At 47.5% G+C, this 22,575-nt stretch carries 22 protein-coding genes; 6 read left to right on the top strand and 16 right to left on the bottom strand.

The window, feature by feature from the left end:
* Positions 1-49: 49 nt before the first annotated feature.
* Positions 50-2,800, top strand: coding sequence for a transglycosylase domain-containing protein (locus PH235_RS00200; RefSeq protein ID WP_272160432.1), 2,751 nt, complete (start codon positions 50-52; stop codon positions 2,798-2,800).
* Positions 2,801-2,960: 160 nt separating this feature from the next.
* On the opposite strand, the gene ccpA is transcribed toward PH235_RS00200, so the two are convergent.
* A complete protein-coding gene (gene ccpA / locus PH235_RS00195) occupies positions 2,961-3,971 on the bottom strand; it encodes a catabolite control protein A (protein ID WP_272160430.1) in 1,011 nt (336 codons plus the stop codon).
* A 226-nt stretch (positions 3,972-4,197) separates the two neighbouring features.
* Here ccpA and PH235_RS00190 point away from each other — a divergent pair, with 226 nt between their 5' ends.
* Positions 4,198-5,307 (top strand): M24 family metallopeptidase, encoded by a 1,110-nt coding sequence (locus tag PH235_RS00190; RefSeq protein ID WP_272160429.1) that lies wholly within the window; start codon positions 4,198-4,200, stop codon positions 5,305-5,307.
* Positions 5,308-5,391: 84 nt separating this feature from the next.
* Here the strand turns inward: PH235_RS00190 and PH235_RS00185 are convergent, their stop codons facing one another.
* Together PH235_RS00185 and PH235_RS00180 are read right to left on the bottom strand one after the other, a co-directional pair.
* Positions 5,392-5,856 carry a YtxH domain-containing protein gene (locus PH235_RS00185; RefSeq protein WP_272160427.1) on the bottom strand — a complete coding sequence of 155 codons (465 nt, stop codon included), beginning with the start codon at positions 5,854-5,856 and terminating at the stop codon, positions 5,392-5,394.
* Between the two features lie 40 nt (positions 5,857-5,896).
* Positions 5,897-6,361, bottom strand: coding sequence for a DUF948 domain-containing protein (locus PH235_RS00180; RefSeq protein WP_272160425.1), 465 nt, complete (start codon positions 6,359-6,361; stop codon positions 5,897-5,899).
* Positions 6,362-6,631: 270 nt separating this feature from the next.
* Between PH235_RS00180 and PH235_RS00175 the strand changes: the two genes are divergently transcribed.
* Positions 6,632-7,537, top strand: a complete 906-nt coding sequence (locus PH235_RS00175) for a mechanosensitive ion channel family protein (RefSeq protein ID WP_272160423.1) — start codon at positions 6,632-6,634, stop codon at positions 7,535-7,537.
* A 94-nt stretch (positions 7,538-7,631) separates the two neighbouring features.
* On the opposite strand, the gene cbpB is transcribed toward PH235_RS00175, so the two are convergent.
* From cbpB to racE, 4 genes are all read right to left on the bottom strand, one after another.
* The gene (cbpB, locus tag PH235_RS00170) at positions 7,632-8,132 is read right to left on the bottom strand and encodes a cyclic-di-AMP-binding protein CbpB (protein WP_272160421.1); all 501 of its coding nucleotides are present in this window, start codon (positions 8,130-8,132) and stop codon (positions 7,632-7,634) included.
* Between the two features lie 67 nt (positions 8,133-8,199).
* A complete protein-coding gene (locus PH235_RS00165; protein WP_272160419.1) occupies positions 8,200-8,718 on the bottom strand; it encodes a metallophosphoesterase in 519 nt (172 codons plus the stop codon).
* Positions 8,719-9,342, bottom strand: a complete 624-nt coding sequence (locus PH235_RS00160) for an XTP/dITP diphosphatase (RefSeq protein WP_272160417.1) — start codon at positions 9,340-9,342, stop codon at positions 8,719-8,721.
* A gap of 15 nt (positions 9,343-9,357) precedes the next feature.
* Positions 9,358-10,182 (bottom strand): glutamate racemase, encoded by an 825-nt coding sequence (racE, locus tag PH235_RS00155; protein ID WP_272160416.1) that lies wholly within the window; start codon positions 10,180-10,182, stop codon positions 9,358-9,360.
* Between the two features lie 212 nt (positions 10,183-10,394).
* On the opposite strand from racE, the gene PH235_RS00150 reads away from it, so the two are divergent.
* Both PH235_RS00150 and PH235_RS00145 read left to right on the top strand, forming a co-directional pair.
* On the top strand, positions 10,395-10,700 hold the full coding sequence (locus tag PH235_RS00150) for a hypothetical protein (RefSeq protein WP_272160414.1): 306 nt from the start codon (positions 10,395-10,397) through the stop codon (positions 10,698-10,700).
* A 341-nt stretch (positions 10,701-11,041) separates the two neighbouring features.
* The gene (locus tag PH235_RS00145; protein ID WP_161525956.1) at positions 11,042-11,467 is read left to right on the top strand and encodes a YslB family protein; all 426 of its coding nucleotides are present in this window, start codon (positions 11,042-11,044) and stop codon (positions 11,465-11,467) included.
* Here PH235_RS00145 and PH235_RS00140 read toward each other — a convergent pair.
* The 5 genes from PH235_RS00140 to PH235_RS00120 all read right to left on the bottom strand — a co-directional run bounded on the left by PH235_RS00140 (position 11,453) and on the right by PH235_RS00120 (position 16,026).
* Positions 11,453-11,725, bottom strand: coding sequence for a hypothetical protein (locus PH235_RS00140; RefSeq protein WP_272160412.1), 273 nt, complete (start codon positions 11,723-11,725; stop codon positions 11,453-11,455). The two genes, PH235_RS00145 and PH235_RS00140, sit on opposite strands and share 15 nt — an antisense overlap.
* 90 nt (positions 11,726-11,815) lie before the next feature.
* Entirely contained in the window at positions 11,816-12,127 is a 312-nt protein-coding gene (trxA, locus tag PH235_RS00135; protein WP_106450936.1) for a thioredoxin, read from the bottom strand.
* A 75-nt stretch (positions 12,128-12,202) separates the two neighbouring features.
* Positions 12,203-14,578, bottom strand: a complete 2,376-nt coding sequence (locus tag PH235_RS00130) for an endonuclease MutS2 (RefSeq protein WP_272160411.1) — start codon at positions 14,576-14,578, stop codon at positions 12,203-12,205.
* 84 nt (positions 14,579-14,662) lie between these two features.
* A complete protein-coding gene (locus PH235_RS00125; protein ID WP_272160410.1) occupies positions 14,663-15,208 on the bottom strand; it encodes a CvpA family protein in 546 nt (181 codons plus the stop codon).
* Between the two features lie 29 nt (positions 15,209-15,237).
* A complete protein-coding gene (locus tag PH235_RS00120; RefSeq protein ID WP_272160409.1) occupies positions 15,238-16,026 on the bottom strand; it encodes a cell division protein ZapA in 789 nt (262 codons plus the stop codon).
* 221 nt (positions 16,027-16,247) lie between these two features.
* Here PH235_RS00120 and rnhC point away from each other — a divergent pair, with 221 nt between their 5' ends.
* Complete coding sequence (gene rnhC / locus PH235_RS00115; protein ID WP_272160408.1) at positions 16,248-17,198, top strand: ribonuclease HIII; 951 nt, start codon at positions 16,248-16,250, stop codon at positions 17,196-17,198.
* Positions 17,199-17,309: 111 nt separating this feature from the next.
* Here the strand turns inward: rnhC and pheT are convergent, their stop codons facing one another.
* From pheT to PH235_RS00095, 4 genes are all read right to left on the bottom strand, one after another.
* Positions 17,310-19,724: a phenylalanine--tRNA ligase subunit beta gene (pheT, locus tag PH235_RS00110; RefSeq protein ID WP_272160407.1), complete on the bottom strand. Its 2,415-nt coding sequence runs from the start codon at positions 19,722-19,724 to the stop codon at positions 17,310-17,312.
* A 4-nt stretch (positions 19,725-19,728) separates the two neighbouring features.
* Positions 19,729-20,775 (bottom strand): phenylalanine--tRNA ligase subunit alpha, encoded by a 1,047-nt coding sequence (gene pheS, locus PH235_RS00105; RefSeq protein WP_272160406.1) that lies wholly within the window; start codon positions 20,773-20,775, stop codon positions 19,729-19,731.
* A 329-nt stretch (positions 20,776-21,104) separates the two neighbouring features.
* On the bottom strand, positions 21,105-21,419 hold the full coding sequence (locus PH235_RS00100) for a winged helix-turn-helix transcriptional regulator (protein ID WP_443080829.1): 315 nt from the start codon (positions 21,417-21,419) through the stop codon (positions 21,105-21,107).
* Positions 21,420-21,756: 337 nt separating this feature from the next.
* Positions 21,757-22,515: a TrmH family RNA methyltransferase gene (locus PH235_RS00095; RefSeq protein ID WP_272160404.1), complete on the bottom strand. Its 759-nt coding sequence runs from the start codon at positions 22,513-22,515 to the stop codon at positions 21,757-21,759.
* Positions 22,516-22,575: the final 60 nt, after the last annotated feature.

The following is a 22,575-nucleotide window of genomic DNA, read 5'->3' as shown; positions in this document are numbered from 1 at the left end:
TTTTTTGTTATACTGATAAGTGACCACCTGAAAAGGAAAGAGGGAATTTATGAACAATCCAGATGGAAATAAAGCGAAAAAATGGCTGAAAAAGACCGGGGAATTTTTAAAACGTCTTGGGCAATCGATAAATGGCAGCCTCCAGCGGATTTTCACGAAAGAAAATGCTGCAAGAACTAAGGAAAAAGCCTTACTTTGGGAGCAAAGGACCCACAAGCGTATGGATCAAGGCAAAGTGACTTTGCGAAGAATGAAACGGAAACTGGACACAGAAACAAACATGAAGCCTCTTCTCTCAAAAGGAGCTTTCGGTTTCAATGTTTTTTTTGGTGTGATCCGGAATATTTTTACCGGAATCGTATTGTTGATGATCCTGTTGGGCATCTTTGGGGGTGGCGCAGGATTGGGTTACTTCGCTAATTTGATTTCAAAAGAGACAGCCCCTACATACGAAAGCATGGCTGAGGACATCGGCAATGTCGAACTCGTCTCCACTATGTACTACGCAAATACCGAAGCCATTTCAGAAATCCGCACCGACTTGGTCAGGACTACCGTCGGGTCGGAAAGCATCTCTCCGATCATCAAAGAGGCGCTCATCGCAACGGAAGACGAAAACTTTTACGACCACGAAGGGATCGTGCCCAAGGCCATTCTGAGGGCCTTAGTGACTGAATTGACCGGTTTCGGCAGTCAAAGCGGCGGCTCCACCTTGACGCAGCAGCTCGTCAAACAACAGATACTGTCGAATGAAGTGACCTTTTCCCGCAAAGCCAATGAAATTTTGTTGGCGCTGCGGCTTGAAAATTTCTTTACGAAGGATGAAATACTGACAGCCTACCTGAACGTCTCTCCTTTCGGACGAAACAGCAGCGGTTCCAATATCGCTGGCATAGAGGAAGCGGCAAATGGTATTTTTGGCATCCATGCAGCCGATGTTTCGTTGGCCCAAGCAGCCTTTCTGGTGGGAATCCCGCAGAATCCGTATACCTACACCCCTTTCACGCAATATGGAGAAAGGAAAGAAGATTTGACTGCGGCCCTGAACCGGAAAAATACCGTTCTTTTCCGTATGCTCAGCGAAGGATACATCACGAAGGAAGAGTATGATGTTGCAATCGCATATGACATCACCCAGGATTTCATCGCCGCCCACGCCACGCAAGAGGACAGGAACAGTTACCTTTATCAAGCCGTCGAACGTGAGGCGATCCTCGTGCTGATGGAACAGGCTGCAGCCGTTAACGACCTCACCTTGGAGGATCTGGAAGCGGACACCGAACTGTACAACGAATATTATGCTAATGCGGACAACACGTTGCGCTTATCCGGTTACAATGTGTACAGCACGGTCGACAAAGACATCTACAACGGCATGCAGGAAGTCGCATCAGAATATGGGCAAACTTTGGGAGAAACATTCGTGGATACCTATGTTGATGCAGATGGGGTCACGCAGGAAGTGACGGAGCTTGCCCAAACAGGTAGTGTATTGATCGAGAACCAGACCGGGAAAATCATCGGATTCATCGGGGGCCGTGATTTCTCGGTCAATCAAGTGGACCACGTTTTCAGCACCAACCGCTCACCTGGCTCAACGATCAAGCCGTTGCTGGTCTATGCGCCGGCGATCGAACAGAACCTGATTTACCCTGCTTCCATGGTGCCTGATACGAAAATAAGCATCAAACAGCCCGATGGCACACTATGGGAGCCTACAAACTTCGGCGACACCATTTCCAATACTTACATGACTGCTCGCCAAGCGCTCTACCAATCAAAAAACAACCCTACGATCAAGCTCTATGTCGCCATGAACGATGCAGGCATGAATCCGGGGCAATACCTTGAAAAAATGGGCATCACTTCGATCGACGAATCGGAATATGGCAATCCATCCTTGGCGATCGGAGCAACGAATGACGGCCCTACCGTTTTGGAACAGACCAGTGCCTTCACGACTTTCGCAACCGGAGGCGATCACGTTTCGCCCTATCTGATCGAAACGATCACGGACAAGCACGGGGAAGTCGTTTATCAGCACGAATCCGAAACGACTGAAGTATTCTCGCAAGACACCGCTTATCTGACTTTGGACATTCTGCGCGACGTCATCACCGATGGCACAGGCAGATCAATCAACAACTATCTCAATTTCAGCGCTGATTGGGCCGGAAAGACAGGTACATCGGAAGCCAACCGGGATATCTGGTTCATCGCCAGCACCCCTACCGTCACGCTCAGCTCTTGGATGGGTTATGACAATTACAAGGGAGAGCATGTCTTCTATGATCCTAACAACCAAGGCCTTCCGACCGGGCGAAATCTGAATTACTGGTCCCAGATCGCCAACAAGATCTACAGCATCAATCCGGACATCCTTGGCACCGATCAGACGCACCAACAACCGGAAGGGATTGTCGAAAAATCGGTGTTGGCCGAAACCGGAACTTTAGCCGGAACCGTGTCCTTCGCGAATGGATTGTCCGTCACCCTTAACGGTGCCACAAGGAGCGATCTGTTCAAAGCAGATGATTTACCGAAAGAAATCTCCTATCAATTCTCACCAGGTGCTACCGATAAAGATCTGGAAGAATTTTGGGATGCTTACCTGGCTGAAGCAGCAGCGAGACGCAATGCGGCAGCGGCGGCTGCTGCAGCGGCAAACCGAAACAACGTTGCAGACGATGCTGCTGATGCAGAGGACGCGCCCGCAACCGAAGATGAAGAAGCACCCGATGACGCGGAAGCAGAAGAGGAAACTCCACCTGCTGACGAAGCCCCAACAACAGAAGAATAAGCGAAAGGCTGCCGCTAGAGGCAGCCTTTTACTTGTCGTTAGCTGCTTGCCGCCGAATCAGAAAAGCAAGATGCCTTGTTCTTGTTCTGAATAGAAAAAAGCCCTGCATCTGTTTCGGATGCAGGGCTTTTTGGGCTTGATTGTCTTTCGGATGGACCGATTACTTTTTAGGTAATGTTGTTCCTCTGTTGACGATTTTGTAAGGAAGGATGATGGATTTTTCATCAATCTCTTCTTTGTTCATGATTTTAGTCAATAAACGCATCGCAACAGCGCCGATATCATACAGCGGCAACATGATGGACGTCAATTTTGGACGCGCCATTTCTGTTATGCGGGAATTGTTGCTGGCAGTGACTTCAAACGCCTCAGGAACGCTGACATCTGCATTGATGATACCATTCAGCAGGCCGATGGCAAGTTCATCACCAGCTACATACGCTGCATCAACTCCAGCTTCAAGTAATTGTTCAGCCAATAGTTCACCATTTTGAAGAGTAGGCTCGCATTCGAAGACAAGAGCCTCATTAAAGGCAATATTTGCATTGACCAAAGCGTTCTTGTAGCCCTTCAGGCGATGCTGTCCATTGATCGGATTGGAAAGAGATGCTGATACGAAAGCAATATTCTTCTTGCCGTTCGCGATCATGTTCGCAACTACTTCTTCGGTTGCGCCGATGTAATCGATATTGACGCTTCCAACTTGTTGCTCAGGATCAATTGTTCCCGCCAGCACGACCGGCGTTTTGGAACGGGAAAATTCTGCGCGCAACTCATCTGTGATCTTATTGCCCATGTAGATGATGCCATCCACTTGTTTAGCAAGTAAGGTGTTCAATACTTGGATTTCTTTCTGGTCATTCTGATCGGAGTTCGCTAAAATGATATTATATTTGTACATTGTAGCGATATCATCGATTCCGCGTGCCAAAGATGCGAAGAACAAGTTAGTGACATCAGGTACAATAACCCCGACAGTCGTTGTTTTCTTGCTTGCCAAACCACGGGCGACCGCATTCGGTCTGTAATCCAAACGTTCAATGACTTCCAATACCTTTTTCCTTGTGGATGGTTTCACGTTGGGATTACCGTTCACTACGCGGGAAACAGTTGCCATGGAGACGTTTGCTTCGCGAGCCACATCGTAAATTGTAATCGTTTGTTTTTCCATTTATGTTGCTCCTTATCTCAATTGTTTTCAATTTTTTATTTTCCATTATTCAACATAATGTTGTAAATATTGATTATTTTACAAGCTTATAAAGAATTTACCATGGTTTCACGAGATATGCAAGCGTTTTATAAAAGTTTTCATGAAAATTTCACATTGCATTATTCAGAAATCGAACCCTCATTATATGCTATAATACTAAAGAAAGGAAGGTGTCACATTAAAAATGCCTTTAAACTCAATTATCAATTTGATGAAAACACAAGATGTCGATATCGTATTTCTCAACGACCCTAAAAATGTCTTTTACGTTTCCTCATACAGGAGCGATCCGCATGAAAGGATCTTGGCGGCTGTCCTTTTCAAGGATGCACCTCCCCTGCTGTTCGTCCCTGCGCTGGAAGAAAATGATGCGCGGAATACCGCTGCGGAATTTGATGTGGTCAGCTACATGGATACGCAAGATCCTTGGACAATGCTGGCAACCAGCATAAAAGAGCGTCATTCACACCAGTCGGACTGGTCCATCGAAAAAGATTTCTTGACTGTCGAACGCATGGAAGCTTTGCGGACTCATTTCCCGACGGCAACTTTCGGGCACAACATCAGCGAAATGCTTCAGGAAATGCGCCTGATCAAGAACGAGCAAGAACTGACCTTCATGAAGGAAGCAGGCCATTGGGCGGACGAAGCTCTCAGAATAGGCGCCAAAGCGCTGCGCGAGGGCATCACCGAGTTGGAAGTCGTTGCCGAAATTGAATACCAGCTGAAAAAAAGAGGCGTAGCCGAAATGAGCTTCACCACCATGGTGCTGTTCGGCGAAAATGCAGCCAGTCCCCATGGCGTCCCCGGCGACACAAAGCTCAAGCAAAACCAGTTTGTGCTGTTCGATTTGGGAACCATGCACGAAGGCTATGCCAGTGATGTGACACGCACCCTTTTCTTTGGTGACGAGCCATCTGCGCACCAAAAAAAGATCTACGATTTGGTGTTGGCAGCACATGATGAAGCGATGGCTGCGGTTCGCCCCGGCATCACAGCCGGCGAATTGGATGCCGCAGCGCGGAAGATCATTGCGGATGCAGGCTTTGGCCGCTACTTCAACCATCGTCTGGGTCACGGCTTGGGTCAAAGCGTGCACGAATACCCATCCATCATGGAAGGCAATGAACTGGTCCTTACTGAAGGCATGTGTTTTTCCATCGAGCCCGGCATCTACATCGAAGGGGACATCGGGGTCAGGGTCGAGGATTGCGGGTTTGTGACCGCTGAAAGCTTTGAATCCTTCACGCACACACCCACTGGCATAGACACCTATTCAAAATTGATTGATTAGTCGGTTGTGCTTGTGAAACAGACTAGCCTATAATACTTTCCTTCAACAAAAAAACAGGCAGATTGCCTGTTTTTTTTGTTGCGTTTAGATGTCTTCCACGCTGTCTTTGATTTCTTCAACTTTTTCTTCCACTGCCGCTTTTTTCTCTTCCGTTACGGCTGCAACTTCTTCTTTGCCCTCCTCAGCGATGACAGAGGCAAATTCTTTCACATCAGTGGCTTTCTCTTTGATTTCTTCCTTTACTTTCTTTAAATCATCACCTACATGTTTGGATGTTTCGGAAAATTGTGTCTTGATGGATGAAGTCGTGTCCTTCAAGTTGATTTTGATGTCCTCGGTAGTTTCTTTGGCGACATCCATGAACTCATTGCCCTTTTCTACAGCGATGTCTGCGTAATCGCGCGCTGTATCGAGCAGATTATTGACTTCCTCCGTGATGTCATCGCGCAAGTCTTTACCTGGTTTTGGCGCAAACAATAAAGCTGTTATAGCTGCAGCTGCCCCACCGATGATTGCCCCTAATACAAATCCGCCTTTATTTTTTGTCATAATATTCAATCTCCTTTTCGTTTATGGTTTGGTTGACGCTTCAGTAAGTTTTGAACTTTGTATCCTTCGATTCTTTCTTCGCTTGCCGTTGACGGGCAATTGCCATTGCTGTCCGTCCTAGCTTTCCGACAGTGGAGGAACCGGATGCGCTTTTGACGCCTTTCCCTCCGCCTTTAAGTGATACTGCCAAATTTCTGGTTGATTGGTTCACATCGGAGACAGTCACACCCAAATCGCCGATTGCGGTGAATAAAGGATCTGTTTTGCTGATTTTCCCGTTCAGGTCGTCCACCAGCGTGTTGGCTTTATTCAATAAGCCTTCGACTTCAATCGACAAGTGATCGACATCTTTAGTGATGACAGCCAGGCTTTTATTCGCTTCCTGGGTCACTTTTTCAACTTCGCCTAAGATGTCAGTGACTTTCCTCAAAGCCAAGATGATGAAAACCACCAATACCGCAAAAGCTAGCGCAGCAATCAAAGCTGCAATTTCACCATACCCCATTATTTGTACTCACTCCTTCTTAATTCATACTCACATCTGTCAAAGCATTGTACGAATTTTTATAAGATTTATTTCATTTATAATAAAATGATACCATAGACATTTCCGATATGCTATTGAAACCCCTTTAAAACAACGCCAATTCACCTGGAAATGGATTCTGCTGCTCCGGACATGCTTTCTTCAAAAAAACGTAATCGTATCTTCATTTTAATAAGCCAGGTTATTTGATACAATGGTAACAATTGTTTCAGAAATGAGGGGTTTTTTATGAATGATGCAAGTACACAAGACAGTGCTCTTGCGCAAGATTTGATAGAGGAAGTGGTGACGAACTCAAATATTTTCGTCAAATGGTGGAACAGCATCGCTTGGGAAGAGATTTTGGGCTTGTTTATTTCAAAAGGCATAACCTTGCTTTTTTTGCTGCTCATCTTTTTTGTTTTAAAACGTTTATCCAACTACGTGTTGCATCGGACTTTCGAAAAACAAATATTGACCAAGCACATCACGCAGAATCGCGCTACCACCATCTATAAAATAGCCGAGAATGGTTTGCGTTATCTATTGTTCTTCTTTTTGACCTACGGAGTCCTCTCCATCATGGGTGTTCCGATCGCTACGTTAGTGGCTGGTGCGGGTCTTGCGGGTCTGGCGATTGGTCTTGGCGCGCAACAATTCATCAATGATATCGTCAATGGCTTCTTCATCATCCTGGAATCCCAATTTGATGTAGGCGATCATGTTGTCATCGGCGGCATCGATGGCACTGTCGTGAACGTTGGGCTGCGGACGACACAGATCAAGAGTTTTGATGGAACCTTGCATTTTTTGCCGAATCATACCATCACGACCATCAGCAATCTGTCCCGAAATGATATGCGGGCAATGATCGATATTCTCTTGTATCCGGATACCAATTTTGAAACGGTCAATCAGGTCATCCAAACCGTCAATGACCGGCTCGTGCCGGAGCATCCGGAAATCGTCAAAGGCCCGAATGTCATTGGCATCACCGACAAGGGGAATGGCCAGCTTGCCTATCGGGTGATCTTTTATACATTGAACGGCCAGCAGTACAGCATCCAAAACTTGTTCTTGGGAAACTACCGTTCCGCACTGCTGGAAGCTGGTATCCAGATTCCGGCTATGCCGTACACTGTACCGAAAACATAAACTCCTTACGAAAAAAGTGCTTCACCTCCAATGTGTTTGGAAGTGAAGCACTTTTTTGATTTATAAGGTTAGGCTTGAAGCAGAAATCCGCATGCTATCTTTTGGATGCGACTTCCTCCTTCTCCTCTATTTTCTCTAATTTATAGATGCGGTGGATGCCGTGCACCAAGTGATTCACTCTCGTCAGAATCTCTTTGCGCGTGATGATGCCGATAAACTTGCCATCATCTTCGGTAACGCATAGGAAATTGTGATCGATAAGATAGTTCAGGATATCTTCAAGGTCCGTCCATGGGCGGATGGTCTGTACATTACTGTCCATCACATCTTCCACTTTGAGTGTTTCCATTTTGTCATAGCGGATCGCATCGATTTCCGTGATGGCCTTGATGATCATCGGTATGGAAATCAGTCCTTTGATACGGGACTTTGAATCCAATACGGGAATGACGGAATACTTCACTTGGGACAGGACCAGAAACGCATGGTTCAGGTTATTCGAACAATGTACATTGGCGACATTTTCACCGTGGATCATCAGATCCCCGCACGCGTCATTATCCAGCAATAACCCGGCTACTTCGTTACTAATCATTTGTATTTCCTCCTAAAGGGTGTCCATCCGGAGTCTAAGCCGTCGGAAGCACCTTCATTGCATGTGATCAAAGAATTTGAAATTGATTGTTCAGCTCGACCATTTCCTGATGGCGGTCATTGAAATACGTCACTGTGGCTGATTTGCCGTCCAGCGTGACAATGCAGTAGGTCTTTTCCGTCAGTGTGCCTCGCGGTTGACTGATGCTGCCCGGATTGATGAACAGAATACCATCCTCCTGCTCCGCTTTGGCGATATGGGTATGCCCATAAAATACCAGCGAAGCATTCGCTTGCTGGGCTGCTAGCTTCAATCCGGCTACGGAGCCCCTCACAGAATGACGGTGCCCGTGGACAACCAGCACATTTTTGTCGCCGGCCTCGAATCGGTATTCGTCATTCATCTGATAATCATAATCGCAATTCCCCATCACGGTGGACATGATCCCCCAAATCAGATCGGAACTGCTCAATTCCGAATCGCCGCAGTGGACAAAATGATCGACCCGATTCGCATATCGCAAAGCCAATTCGTTCAGAATATCTTTTTGGCCGTGACTGTCGCTGACTGCAAGTATTTTTATCATCTAATCCGCTTCCTTTTCCAGCCAAGCTGCCCAACTTTTCTCAAGATTTTTCAGGGCATTCGCGCGGTGGCTGATCTGATTTTTTTCGACATCGCTCAATTCCGCCATCGTCTTGCCTAAATGCGGCAAATAAAACAACGGATCATATCCGAAACCATTGTCTCCGCTCGGAAACTCGGCGATTTCGCCCTCGACATCCCCTTCGACAACCAGACTCTCCCGATCCGGATGGGCCAGCACCAACGTGCAATGGAAGTGTGCCTTTCGGGACGGGTTTTTCTGGGACCCAAGCATCGCAAGCACCTTGGCATTATTGGCGGCGTCGCTTTTCATTCCACCGGCGAAACGGGCTGAAAACACACCTGGCTGGCCATCCAATGCATCAATGCAAATGCCGGAATCGTCCGCCAAGACCGTCATGCCCAATAAATCAGCAATCGTCTCAGCTTTCTTCCGCGCATTGGCTTCAAATGTGTAGCCGGTTTCCTCAACATCCTCTATTTCCGGGTAGTCCAACAAAGTCACGACTTCATAGCCTTTTGGTTCAAAAAGGACGGCGAAATCCTTGGCTTTTCCCGGATTTTTAGTCGCTATCACGATTTTCTTTTTTTCAGTTGTGTTCATCGTATCCCTCATTTCTCAATCATTTTCAATCAAATTTACCAAATCAACTTTTTCAACTGTAAAATTTCTCTGTCCGAGCCAGTTTTCTGCAATATCCGAAAATAGTTTGGGCGAACCCGTCGTATAAAAACGGTATTCGGATGCTTCCTTGTTGTGCGAACTTTCCGCCAAGCGGAAATAGTCCAATAAGGTACTCACCTCGGATACCGTTTCAGCACCGGAATCGATAAGTGTCACACAAGGACCCATCACATTTTGGATGAGCGGTGTCAAAAGCGGATAATGCGTGCACCCCAGAATGAGGGTATCGATCGATTCCTTCAGTAAGGGTTTCAGCGTTTCCGCAACCACTTTTTTGGCGATTGATCCGTTGTATTGGTTGCTCTCCACAAGCGGCACAAATTTGGGACAGCTCATGCTGATGACCGAAATGCCCTTGTCTTTGTCCTTGATGGTTTGTTTATAAACGTCGCTGTTGATGGTGCCTTTTGTGCCGATTACGGCAATGCGTTCATTTTTCGAATGTTTGATGGCCGCACGGCTGCCGGGATTGATGACGCCGACCACCGGGATGTCCACACGCTCGCGGATGATGTCCAAGGCGGCTGCAGTCGCTGTGTTGCAGGCGATCACCAACATTTTGATATCTTTCTTCAGCAGAAACTGTGTCATTTCCCATGTGTATTGAATCACTTCTTCTTTGGGCCTTGGTCCATAGGGGCATCTGGCGGAATCCCCCAGATAATAAATGGATTCATTGGGAAGTTGTTTCATTGCTTGTTTCACGACGGTCAAGCCGCCGACACCAGAGTCAATAAAACCGATTGCTTTTTTGCTCATGCAGTAACTTCCTTTATTTGTTTTCGTATCTCTATTTTACCTTAAGATGCACTGTTTTGGTGAAAATGAGGCAAATTTCATCCGAAATTGCTTCGCTTTTGCGGAAAATAGGGTCTCTTTTTCTAGGGTCACTGCCGTTTATTGGCTGTTCAGAAATATCTGTGCTACAATTGTCTCAATTTCAGTAACCAGGAAAAGGAGTGGACACACAGATGAGTTATCAATCGATCGTAACCGTCGTCGACAAAGGAATGATCGACCGCGTCTTCGAAAGCGCGCGCTGCGAAGAGTCCTACTGCGGCACCGTCATTGCCGGCCGCGGATCCGGTATGCACGAAAACAAGAAGCTGTTCAATCTGGCTTTGGAACCGGAAAAGGAAATCCTGCTGGTGTTGACCAAGGCAGAACATTCCGAAAAAATCATCAACCAAATCGAAGATGCGGTAAACATCACCGCACCCGGGAACGGCATCCTTTTTGGGCTGAACATCAAAAGAGTGCACGGTATCAGGTCATAATCACAAACGAAACTCGTTATATCGCGCAATGCGGTATAACGAGTTTTCATTTTATGTATGGATGGAGATGTCTGTTCAACCGTTCAGCAAGCGGCGTTGTTCCTCTTCTTTTTTCCAGTCTGAAATATATTTGAAGACCGGAATCAACAGCAGCATCAATCCCAAAACTTTCTTGGCAGTCCACATAAACATCTTCCTTTCAATTTGAGTATTGGATTTCTTAACCCTATTATGCCTGATGTTGAAAAAAAACGCCATTGATAGGCATCGCCTGAAAATAGGCTCTATCCACTATTTAAAATACGTGTATAATGAAGTGTAGATTTAAGGGGGGAAATGAATTGAATCCTGAAAACGAAAATGCCCGTATTATCGATAACGAACACTTCTCCTATTTATTGATAAGGGATTACCTTCTGGGTAACATCCTTGGCGAACATACCGATGAAATATTGTATTGGGCCGGAAAAGATTTGGCTCGGCAATTCCCATTAAAAAGTCAGGAAGACCTATATGAAGCGATGATTTATTGCGGTTTCGGACAGCTGGAACTGCTCAAAAAAGAAAAAAATACGCAACAATACCGTCTGGAAAGCGATCTGATCACTGTCCGCACCCAAAACGAGCAGGCCTCTTTCCAACTGGAAGCCGGATTTTTGGCGCAGCAGATCCAGATGACGACCGGTCTCCCCTGTGAAGCAAAAGCAGAAATCCTCGTCGGGAAAGACAAGAAAAAAGAAGTCATCATCACCCTATTCATCGAATGAATCCAAACGCGCAAGCATCCCGGCAGCGAATTGCCGGGATGCTTGCGCGTTTTTTGGGGAATGCGACGCGATTTGACTGTTCTCCGGCGAAGCCGCCTTGGCCGGAGCTGAGGCCCCGTCCACCCCGCTGTCCTCCGGTGAAGGGACCCTCACCGGAGGAGGGACTGCGATGGGAACGTGCAACTCCGGTGGTGCAGCTCTGACCGGAGTTGCACATCCGGTTCGTTGGCTCTCCTCCGGCCAACTACCATTCGTCAAAAATGACAACCTCCACCACAAAGTTCCAAAAAAAAAAAGAGTTGCCGGAAGTCCTGAAACATCAGGACACCGGCAACTCTTTCTTATTGTTTAGATATATTTTTCAAGCGTTTCTTCAAGCATTTCTTTTGCATGGTAGCCGACTAATTTTTCTACGACTTGGCCATCTTTTTTGATCAACAATGTCGGGATTCCCATGATGCCGAATTGGCTTGGCGTTTGCGGGTTAGCATCCACATCCATTTTAGCGAAAGTCACTTTGTCGCCGATTTCTGCATCCAATTCATCGATGATCGGTGATTGCATGCGGCAAGGTCCGCACCAAGTTGCCCAAAAGTCCACCAGTGCGACCCCATTCTTCGTTTCTGCCTCAAAATTTGCATCTGTTAATATTTTTACCATTGTATTTACTCCCTTCACAATTCATCGTTATGTGTTCATTATAGCAGAGGTTTTGCTCAGTACCAATCAATCTGCTCAGCCGCGGAACGTCACGATCGTCGCGCCGTTTCCACCGGCGTTAACCGCTGCATACTCGTAGGACAGCACTTGCGGATGACGCTTCAGCAAGTCGCCCACCCCTTTGCGGAGGGCGCCTGTCCCTTTTCCGTGAACGATAGTGACCTGCGGATAACCAGCCAATAAAGCGGCGTCCAAATATTGATCGACTTCAGCCAAAGCTTCTTCATAGCGTTGGCCTCTGAGATCAAGCTGCGTCGCCACGTGACTGGTTGAAGCCGATTTGACAGTGGCAATCTGCCTTTGTCTTCTTTGTTGCTGCGGTTCCTCTTTGATCAGCCTGAGGTCCGACTCCGGCAACTTCATCTTCATGATCCCCATCTGCACGACCCATTCAGCGTTGCCTTTCTTTTCAACGAGTGTGCCTCGCTGGCCATACGTCTCCGTCATGACTTCATCGCCGGGTTTGAACATCTTTTTCTCTTTTTCTTTGCGCAGCACTTTGTTTTTGACCAAAGATTCCTCTTGGCGCAGATCATTGAATTGCTTGCGCAGATCGATCAGCTCGTGTTCTTTGATGCTGCCGGAAGTCCCCATGTTCAGCTGCATTTCACGGATTTCCTGCAGCAGGAATTCCGCTTCTTCTTTCGCCGTATCGACCAACTTGTTGGCCTCTTTCTTGGCGTCTTCGATGACTTTTTCCTTGTTGGTTTCCAGTTTTTCGTTGGCGCGCTTCAGATCCGCCAACAACTTGTCGGATTCTTCCAACTGCGCTTGGAGCTGCAAGGATTCTTTTTCGGTGACGCGTCGCTTCTGTTCCAGATCCGCGATCATCTCGTTCAGGTTTTGGCTGTCCACATCGATGAAACTGCGCGCTTGATCGATGATGCTTGGATTCAGGCCGAGTCGCTTCGAGATATCGAAGGCATTGCTTCGTCCGGGAACGCCTATCTGCAGACGATAAGTCGGAGCCAAAGTCTCTCCGTTGAATTCCATGCTGGCATTGATCGTGCCGGAGCGATTGTAACCGTAGGCTTTCAGCTCAGGGTAATGGGTGGTGGCCATGACATAACTGCCGATGCCGCCGATGTAGTCCAAAATCGAGATGGCCAAGGAAGCTCCCTCTTGCGGGTCGGTTCCGGAACCCAACTCATCCAGCAGCACCAGACTTTTGTCATCGATCTGATTAAGGATCGAGACGATATTGGTCATATGCGAGGAGAACGTACTCAGGCTCTGTTCGATCGACTGTTCATCTCCGATGTCCGCAAAAATTTCCGTAAAAATGCCGATTTGGCTGTCCTCATCCGCCGGTATCTGAAGCCCGGATTGGCCCATCATCTGGATGATTCCGAGTGTTTTCAGCATGATCGTCTTTCCGCCCGTATTCGGACCGGTAATGACGATGGCTTGGTATGCTTCGCCGAGGATCAGATCGTTCGCGACTACATCATTTTGATCGATGAGCGGGTGTCTGGCTTTCCAGATGGCGATATGGTTCTCTTTGCTGATGATCGGGCGTGTCGCTTTCAGGGAATCGGCATAACGCGCTTTTGCGTTGATGAAATCCAAAGTCGCCAACACTTCGCTGTTCCCGTACAATTCCTGTGTGAAAGGCTCGATTTCCATCGATAATTCATACAAGATCCGTTCGATTTCCGCTTTCTCCTGCGCAGCCAGCTGGCGCAGATGATTATTCAGATCCAGGATGGCTTGCGGTTCGATGTAAAGCGTCTGCCCCGTTGAGCTTTGGTCGTGGACAATCCCGCCGAAGTGATTGCGGTATTCGATCTTGACCGGAATCACAAACCGGTCATTACGGATGGTGATGATGGCATCACTGAGGTAGGACGCTTTGTTGCCTCTGATGATGTCATCCAATTTGGTCCGGATATTCTGTTCGCCCTGCTTGATTCCTGTGCGGATTCCTTTCAAGGCAGGCGAGGCATCATTCTGGATCGTCCCATCTTCATAGACGGTTGCTTGGATCCTTCTTGTGATTTCAGGCAATACGACCAGCCTAGCAACCAATTCGTCCAGGACAAAGAAGGGAATCTCGTTGTCTTCGAACCATTGGAAGAACTGGATGATTTCTCTTGTCGTCGACAATACCCGTCCGATTTCGGCGATCTCTTTGCCGTTCAAGGTGCCGCCTATCTCCAGACGTTTCAGGTGGCTGCGGATGGATTTCAGCCTCGGCATCGGAATCCCGCCTTTCAGGCGCAACACCTTTCTGCCGTCTTCCGTTTCATTTTGCAATGCAACGACTTTTTCCGGATCGGTTTCGGGCCGCAAAGCCTGAATCTGGTCCTTCCCTTGGTCGGTTGCAGCAAAATTCTGGAGCTGTTGTTTTATTTTTTCGAACTCTAATGTTTTGCTAATTTTATTATTCATCTCATTCTCCTAAAAAGTGCTTCTACCAAAAAAACGGGACGATATAGTACACTATACAGTCCCTTCTGTTAAATTAACATTCTGTTACTGAATGATGCCGATCCACCAGTCATAGATCAAACGTGAGAAATATGGCGTTTCTGATACCATCCATGCCGCAAGTTCGCTATCGACATAAAGCTGTTGGATAAAATCCAATGGAATCATGGATGCGAGCGTCAGCAACAGGAAGATCCCGATGTAGTGCATCAGGAATCCTAGTATGCCGCCACCCAGCTCATTCAGCTGTTTGATGATCGGGAAGAACGCCAATGAATTCAGCATGCTCCCGACAAATCGCGTGACAAGCCAGCCTGCGAACAACAACAGGATGAACGCCAAACCGTTATAGAACGCCTGATCCAGGACAAAAGACACCTGTTCAGAGTAAAATATCAGTTCTTTGCCGAACTCGACGGATGGGTACGGGACCAACAGATCGATTTTCTCCGCAACAACGGCGTAGTATTCTCTGGCGACCAAGAAAGAAATGAAATATCCCAAGGTGTAGACAACCTGCAGAATAAGACCTCTTCTGACGCCTGTATAGATGCCCCACAATAATGAGAGCACTATGATCAACGTAAGCATTTTTTCACCTGATTTCTACAGTCTTTTCACTACTTTTTTCCATCGTGCTCGTGATTTTTGGTGTAAGGCGGAATGGCATTTTCAGCATTCCTGTTGACACCCAATGCCGAACGCACTTGGGTTCTGTGTTGCGCCCGTTTCAGTGCTGCCTCGGAAGCTGTTGTCGTCTTCGTCAATTTTGAATTGGATTTCCTGGCCGGCAGGTCGTTGGCTTCACGTGCAGCTTGTTGCAGTTCACTGATGGTTGCAGGCATAGAGTTGACTGTTTGGCTCTCGTTATCGCGCTTTTTTCCCGCAAAGGTAGCCACTGCCTTCTTAGCGACCGCATTACCAGTCATCTTTTCAGCAACTTGGAGCTTTTCAGGCGTTTCGATGGCTCTTGTTTCAGGTTCGCTTGCTTCTTTAGCTGCTTTCTCCTCGACCAGAGGAACCGCCTCAGTTTTTGGTTCAACTTCGGCAACCGCTTCAGGTTTGGGCGCCTCAGCTAAAGCCTTCTCCGGCTCAATCTGCTCTGTTTCCTCAACGGGAACAGAGTGTGTAACGCTTTGGTTTTCCTGCAAAGCTTTCTCGAGCGCTGCAACTTTCAACAGCAACTCTTCCATCTCCAACTGTTTCGTGATCTGATCGGAAATAGCGTTCACAGCCACTAAAATACCGCGCTCCTCCCTACCAAGCGCCGGTGCTGCTTGTTTGATCTGTTCCAATTGCGCATTGACCAATTCCGATACCGCAGTCAAATGCTCTGGTGCTTTATTTCCCACAATCGTATAGGTCTTCCCTGCTATGATTGTTTTGAATCTTCTTTTGTTTTCCGTCATAATAAAAGACCTCCATTAAAAAACTGTCTAGTATATTTTAACATAAATCTTGCAAATTGCAGTATAAACCTCTTCCTGTTCGCAAACCTGCCCATTTACCGGAAATAGCCTGCTGACTCCCATCACATTTCACCATCAAGAAGTGCCCTTCCTGTGATAGAATAAGGGATGCTACCAACAAAAAGTTGCACAGAAAAATCAAATAGAGCAAGGATGAGAATATGTCGAATGTCGTATTGAAAGCAACGCCGGGCCAACTGAAAAAGATGGCCGTCTTTTATCAGGATTATGCTGTGAAACCAGTGCCGCACAGCCTTTTCACAGCCAAAAAGAACCAGACCACCATCACCGGTTACAACTCCGGGAAAGTGCTGTTCCAAGGCCAGAACGCCGAAAGCGAAGCAGCGCAGTGGCAACCATCCAGCGAGAAGGTTGGGGATTCAAAACTCACTGCCGCAAAAAACGGCCTAAAAAAAGAGGTCCCGAGCAAAACCGGCCTCCCTGCAGGCTTTTCCACCTGGTCCGTCATCGGCAGCGATGAAGTCGGCAACGGCAGTTATTTCGGGCCCTTGACTGTCTGTGCTGTCTACGCGTCCGCCGAACAGTTGCCCTTGCTGAAAAACATGGGCGTCCAGGACTCCAAAGCGCTGACGGATGCCCGCATCATCACCATCGCGAAGCAGTTAGTCCAGCAAGTCCCGCACAGCGTCATCAACTTGATGCCCGAGAAATACAATGAGGTCCAACCGACGATGTCCCAAGGGAAAATGAAGGCTTTGCTGCACAACCAAGTGCTCGATCAGCTGTTGAAGAAAATCGCTCCGGAAAAGCCCAAAGCGATACTGGTCGATCAGTTTGAATTACCTTCCACGTATTTCAAACATATCGCCGATCAAAAAGTGCAAGTGAAGGAAAACATTCATTTCCAGACAAAAGGCGAATCCCACCATCTGGCGGTGGCGGCGGCTTCCATCATCGCCCGCTACTACTTCCTGAAGACCTTGGCGGACATGACCGCAGCCTCCGGTTATCCGATCCCTTCAGGTGCCGGCGCCAACGTCGACCTGATTGCTGCGGAAATGTACCGTGAAGGCGGCTTGGAACTGCTGGACAAATACACGAAACTCCATTTCGCAAACACCCAAAAAGCCATCCGATTGGCGAACAGATAATAACAAAAGCGGAACGGGTTCGTGAAGCTAGCCTATACAAAAAACGATTCGCCTCAGAAACGGCGAATCGTTTTTTTATGTTGTTCAGTAAAATGAAGCAAGCTGGTTTCCTTAACGGATCGCAGCTCCGCATTCGGTTTCCAGAGCCGCAACCAATTTGGCGAAGGCTTTGTTGATGTCTTCATCGACAAGCGTCGCTTCAGGGTTCAGGAATGACATGGAATAAGCAACCGACTTTTTGCCGTCCTCGATGCCCTTGCCTTGATAGATGTCGAACAGATGGACATCTTTCAGGAATTTCCCGCCGTTTTCCTTGATGGTCTTGACGATCTGTTGGTGTGTGACGGTTTCATCCACCAGTAAAGCCACATCGCGGGTCACGCCAGGGAATTTAGGGATCGGCTGTTGCGTGATCACTTCCTTCGGTGCGGCGATGATCGCTTCGAAATCGATTTCGAAAGCATACGTTTCCTTCAGGTCATAGGCATTTGCCGTTGCCGGATGGACCTGGCCGACATAACCGATATAGGCATCGCCCAGATAGACGGCAGCCGTTCTGCCTGGATGCATCCATTTCAGGTATTTGGCAGCTTCAAAACGGATCTGATCGCTCAGGCCCATCGTCTCGAAATACCCATCCAATACCCCTTTGGCATGATAAAAGTTGACGGGTTCGGCAGCCATTTGCCAATCTTTTTGGTAGGCCATTCCTGTCATCACGCCTGCCAAACGCTCCGCTTCGACCGGCAAAACGCGATCAGCTGACGGGAAGAAGACGCGACCGATTTCGTAAAATTGGATATCCGTGTTCTTGCGGGCAACGTTGTAAGCGGCATTGTCCAGCAGCGTGCTCAACAAGTTCATCCGCAGTGTGCTGCGGTCTTCGCTCATCGGCCAAGCCAAACGGATGCCTTCCTTGTCTTCGACTGCGTATTCCCGCGCTTTTTCAGAGGTAGTCAAGACATAGCTGATGTTCTGGGTCAGTCCCGCACCTTCCATGAATCTTCTGGTGATGCGCATCGTGTGTTGTTTAGGCGTCAATGCAGTCGGCAAAGCCGGTGTGATCGGCAATGTTTCCGGCAGGTTATCGTATCCGTAGATGCGTGCGACTTCTTCAAGGATGTCCGCATAGATGGAAATATCCCATCTTCTCGGCGGTACGGCAACTGTGAATGTTTCGCCGTCAAACGTCGATGCAAAGCCCAACTGGTTGAAGATGGCAGTCACTTCATCGCTGGAAATGGCAGTCCCCAACGAACGGTTGATTTTTTCCAAAGTGATGACCACTTCCGTGTCCTTCACTTCCACAGTATCGACAGAAGCCGTACCGGCAACGATAGTGCCTCCAGCCAACTCATGGATCAGTTCAGCGGCATGTTGTCCAGCTGTGAGGATTGTCGCTACGTTGATGCCTTTTTCGAAACGGGAACTGGATTCGCTGCGCAAGTTGAACTTCCCGGCTGTTTTGCGGATCAAAACCGGATTGAACAAAGCCGCTTCCAAAGCGACAGTCACAGTTTCATCGGTAATTTCTGAATCCAGACCGCCCATGACGCCCGCCAACGCAATCGGCGCAGTACCGTTCGTGATGACGATGTTATCCGTATCCAACTTTCTTTCCACTCCATCAAGCGTAGTCATCATTTCGTTCGCTTTGGCACGGCGGACGATGATTTCCTTGGAACCGATTTGATCATAGTCGAAAGCGTGCAACGGCTGGCCGTATTCCAACAGGATATAATTCGTGATGTCGACTACGTTGTTGATCGGGCGGATGCCGCCGTTCATCAGTTTGTTCTGCAGCCAAAGCGGGCTTTCCGCGATTTTTACGTCTTTGATCACTTGGATATGGTAGGCAGGAGCATCGTTCGTGTCCTCAACGGCAACTTTGATGTAATCCGCAACAGAACCTGATTTTTCGGAGACAGGAGCTTCCGGGAATTTCAGCGCTTTGTTGTAGATGGCTGCGACTTCATAGGCGGATCCGCGCATGCTCAAAGCATCTGCACGGTTCGGCGTGATGTCGATGTCCAGAATCGCATCATCCAGTTCCAACAAGTCAACGACTTCCGTTCCGGGAACAGCATCAGCAGGCAGGACAAAAATCCCGTCCGCATATTTTTTTGAAACGACACTTTCAGAGTAGCCCAATTCAGCCAACGAACAGATCATTCCGTTCGATTCTTGGCCGCGCATCTTGCCCTTTTTGATTTTTGCGTTGCCGGTGATCCGTGCGCCATGCAAAGCCACTATGACTTTTTGGCCGCCAGCCACATTCGGCGCGCCGCAGACGATCTGGATCGGTTCCTCAGCCCCGATATTCACTTGGCAGACATGCAGATGGTCCGAATCAGGATGGTCAACCACGGACAACGTTTCGCCGACAACGATTTTGGACAAACCTTTGCCAGGATAGACGACGTCGTCCACCTCGATACCCGTGCGGGACATTTTTTCAGCCAATTCTTCAGGTGTTACATCGGATAGATCTAAATACTCTTTTAACCATTTATAGGAAACTTTCATTTCATTACTCCTTCACATCAAATTGACTTAAGAATCGGATGTCGTTCTGATAGAAGTGGCGGATATCATCCACTCCATATTTCAACATCGCTACACGCTCTTGCCCAAGGCCGAAAGCAAAACCGGAATATTTCGTGGAATCGATCCCTGACATTTCCAGAACATTCGGATGCACAATGCCGGATCCCAGGATTTCGATCCAACCGGTTTGTTTGCAGACGTTGCAGCCGGATCCGCCGCATTTGAAGCAGCTGACATCGACTTCGACAGATGGTTCCGTGAACGGGAAGTAGCTTGGACGCAAACGGATTTCGCGCTCTTCGCCGAACAATTTTTTGGCAAAGACGGCAAGCGTGCCTTTCAGATCAGCCAAAGTGATGTTCTCGCCGATGACCAATCCTTCAATTTGGTGGAATTGGTGTGAATGGGTCGCGTCATCGCTGTCGCGGCGGTAGACTTTCCCCGGGCTGATCATCTTCAATGGTCCTTTGGAAAAATCATGTTTCTCCATCGTGCGCGCTTGGACTGGAGACGTATGCGTACGCAACAACAATTCATCGGTGATGTAGAAAGTGTCCTGCATATCGCGGGCCGGATGATCTTTCGGAAGATTCATCTTTTCGAAATTGTAGCTGTCCTGTTCCACTTCTGGGCCGTCCACGATCTTGTAACCCATGCCCAAAAACAGATCCTCGATTTCTTCGTTGATCTGCGTCAAGACATGAGTTGTGCCTTGAGCGATTTTTTTGCCCGGCAAGGTGACATCAATCGTTTCAGCCGCGATTTCGGCTTCCATTTTTTTGATTTCCAGCGCATCTTTTTTGGCTTGGATGGCGGCTTCGATGTCGTCGCGCAGTTCATTTGCCAAAGTTCCGATGACGGGACGCTCTTCAGGGCTTAAATCCTTCATCCCTCTCAAAGCTTCTGTGATCGGCCCTTTTTTCCCTAAATAGGAAATGCGGACTTGATTCAATGCCTGCAGATTTTCTGCAGATTCGACTTGTTGTAAGGCATCTATACGTAATGTTTGTAATTTTGCTTTCAATTCCATGTTCTGTCCCCTTTTCTTGAAAAAATGCAAAAAAATCCCGTCCCTGGTAAGGGACGAGATTTTCGTGGTACCACCCTTGTTTCGCTGCAAGCAACGACACTTCATTTGTTTAACGGTAATAAACCGGAACTTTATTCATTGCACAGGGCAAATCCCAAAGTCAGCTCGGGGAGTGAAAAATCACAATCGGCTTCTATAAAGGCTCGCAGTCATTGGCCAATATTCCCTGAAAAAAGCTGCAGATCGTGAAGGTTCCCTTCAACGCTTTTCGTATTCATTTTACTTACTTTGCCAGTTTACCCGGAAATGCCGCTTCCGTCAAGTTCGGATTAGACCCAAGCATCCGACCAATTTTGGATTTCCAGCATCACATTGTTCAAAGCTTTCCCTTTGTCGGACAATCCGTACATCACTTTGATTGCCGCCGCAGGATTTTCGGTTCTTACTACAATTTTTTCATCTTCCAGCTCTTTTAAGCGTTCCACTAATACTCGATCACTGACATTAGGTATCTGCACGGCCAATTCCTTGAATCGTTTATCTCCGTCCATCAAGACTTCGATGATTAAGCCGGTCCATTTTTTCCCTAAGATAGAGAATGTTTTTTCAAACTTTGGACAAATACATTTTTTTACTTCCAGCATTTTATTCACAGCCTTCACCTCTTTGACCTATTATAAACACCCTCATTTCCCCTGTCAAAGGGAATGTGCCTTTTGTCACAAAATGTTTACAAAAAGTAAGCATCCTGCTCTGCAATCTGCACTAACCGAATTAATTCCTCAGAAAAATGCTTGTGGCCGTCGCTTCCTTCCATCCGAAAAGGAAAAGAATCACGAACGATGCTAGTCAGGAAGTCGGCAGTCCGCTTGCTCGCATACAAAAAGTTCATGTCTGTTTTCTATAATAGGATAGGAATTTCACAAAGGCAACACTTTTTCACGTTTAATTGAAAAAATAGCGTTTTTTTCATGAATTTCTTCAGCCGACGAAGTGATAAAGCAGAATGCCTGCCGCAACTGCGACATTCAGGGACTCCGCTTCGCCGAAAATCGGGATATACAGATTTTTATCCGTCAGTGCCAATATTTTTTTTGAAACACCATTCCCTTCATTACCCAGCACCAACGCAACCGCATCGGTCGGGGAAACGGTCCGATAATCGACAGCCGCTTCATTCAGTTCGGTACCGTATACCGGGATACCGTTGTTCTTCAATTCTGGGATCAACTCTTGCAGATCACCACGATATACAGGCAGATGGAAATGGCTTCCTTGCATGGAACGCAGTACTTTGTCATTGTAGAGATCAACCGATCCCTCCCCTAAAATGACCCCTGTATACCCGGCAGCATCCGCGGTTCGGATAATGGTGCCGACATTTCCTGGATCCTGAACCTGATCCAAAAGGATGTATTTGCCTTTGTATTCCAAAATCGGAGCGGCTTCAGGAATCTGGACGATCGCAACGACTCCTTGTGGCGTCTCGGTCTGGGCCAAGCTGGAGAGAATCTCCTGGGAAACGAGGATGATGTCCCCTTCAGCGATCTGCAGATCAGACTGTTCGCGAAAAGCTTCCGTCATCACGACTTCAAGGATGTTCGCATCTGCTTTGATGGCCTCCTTCAAAAGATGAGTCCCCTCGATCAGATAAGCCCCCGCCTCTTTCCGGCCTTTGGCGGTCTGCAGTTTTTTCCATTGTTTAACTTTTTGATTTTTCATCGATACAATCTTTTCCATTTTGTAACTCCTCAGTTCAACATATTCGCTATTATACTCCATTTACTACTGACTTTTCAC

The sequence above is a fragment of the Trichococcus sp. K1Tr genome, from assembly GCF_028309625.1.
GTDB lineage: Bacteria > Bacillota > Bacilli > Lactobacillales > Aerococcaceae > Trichococcus.
The sequence above is the reverse complement of the archived record's forward strand: the minus strand, read 5'-3'. Positions and strand labels throughout refer to the sequence as shown.

Coding starts and splice junctions, on each gene's coding strand:
- PH235_RS00200 (WP_272160432.1), top strand. CDS start 50: ATGAACAATCCAGATGGAAATAAAGCGAAAAAATGGCTGAAAAAGACC.
- ccpA (WP_272160430.1), bottom strand. CDS start 3,971: ATGGAAAAACAAACGATTACAATTTACGATGTGGCTCGCGAAGCAAAC.
- PH235_RS00190 (WP_272160429.1), top strand. CDS start 4,198: ATGCCTTTAAACTCAATTATCAATTTGATGAAAACACAAGATGTCGAT.
- PH235_RS00185 (WP_272160427.1), bottom strand. CDS start 5,856: ATGACAAAAAATAAAGGCGGATTTGTATTAGGGGCAATCATCGGTGGG.
- PH235_RS00180 (WP_272160425.1), bottom strand. CDS start 6,361: ATGGGGTATGGTGAAATTGCAGCTTTGATTGCTGCGCTAGCTTTTGCG.
- PH235_RS00175 (WP_272160423.1), top strand. CDS start 6,632: ATGAATGATGCAAGTACACAAGACAGTGCTCTTGCGCAAGATTTGATA.
- cbpB (WP_272160421.1), bottom strand. CDS start 8,132: ATGATTAGTAACGAAGTAGCCGGGTTATTGCTGGATAATGACGCGTGC.
- PH235_RS00165 (WP_272160419.1), bottom strand. CDS start 8,718: ATGATAAAAATACTTGCAGTCAGCGACAGTCACGGCCAAAAAGATATT.
- PH235_RS00160 (WP_272160417.1), bottom strand. CDS start 9,342: ATGAACACAACTGAAAAAAAGAAAATCGTGATAGCGACTAAAAATCCG.
- racE (WP_272160416.1), bottom strand. CDS start 10,182: ATGAGCAAAAAAGCAATCGGTTTTATTGACTCTGGTGTCGGCGGCTTG.
- PH235_RS00150 (WP_272160414.1), top strand. CDS start 10,395: ATGAGTTATCAATCGATCGTAACCGTCGTCGACAAAGGAATGATCGAC.
- trxA (WP_106450936.1), bottom strand. CDS start 12,127: ATGGTAAAAATATTAACAGATGCAAATTTTGAGGCAGAAACGAAGAAT.
- PH235_RS00130 (WP_272160411.1), bottom strand. CDS start 14,578: ATGAATAATAAAATTAGCAAAACATTAGAGTTCGAAAAAATAAAACAA.
- PH235_RS00125 (WP_272160410.1), bottom strand. CDS start 15,208: ATGCTTACGTTGATCATAGTGCTCTCATTATTGTGGGGCATCTATACA.
- PH235_RS00120 (WP_272160409.1), bottom strand. CDS start 16,026: ATGACGGAAAACAAAAGAAGATTCAAAACAATCATAGCAGGGAAGACC.
- rnhC (WP_272160408.1), top strand. CDS start 16,248: ATGTCGAATGTCGTATTGAAAGCAACGCCGGGCCAACTGAAAAAGATG.
- pheT (WP_272160407.1), bottom strand. CDS start 19,724: ATGAAAGTTTCCTATAAATGGTTAAAAGAGTATTTAGATCTATCCGAT.
- pheS (WP_272160406.1), bottom strand. CDS start 20,775: ATGGAATTGAAAGCAAAATTACAAACATTACGTATAGATGCCTTACAA.
- PH235_RS00100 (WP_443080829.1), bottom strand. CDS start 21,419: ATGCTGGAAGTAAAAAAATGTATTTGTCCAAAGTTTGAAAAAACATTC.
- PH235_RS00095 (WP_272160404.1), bottom strand. CDS start 22,515: ATGGAAAAGATTGTATCGATGAAAAATCAAAAAGTTAAACAATGGAAA.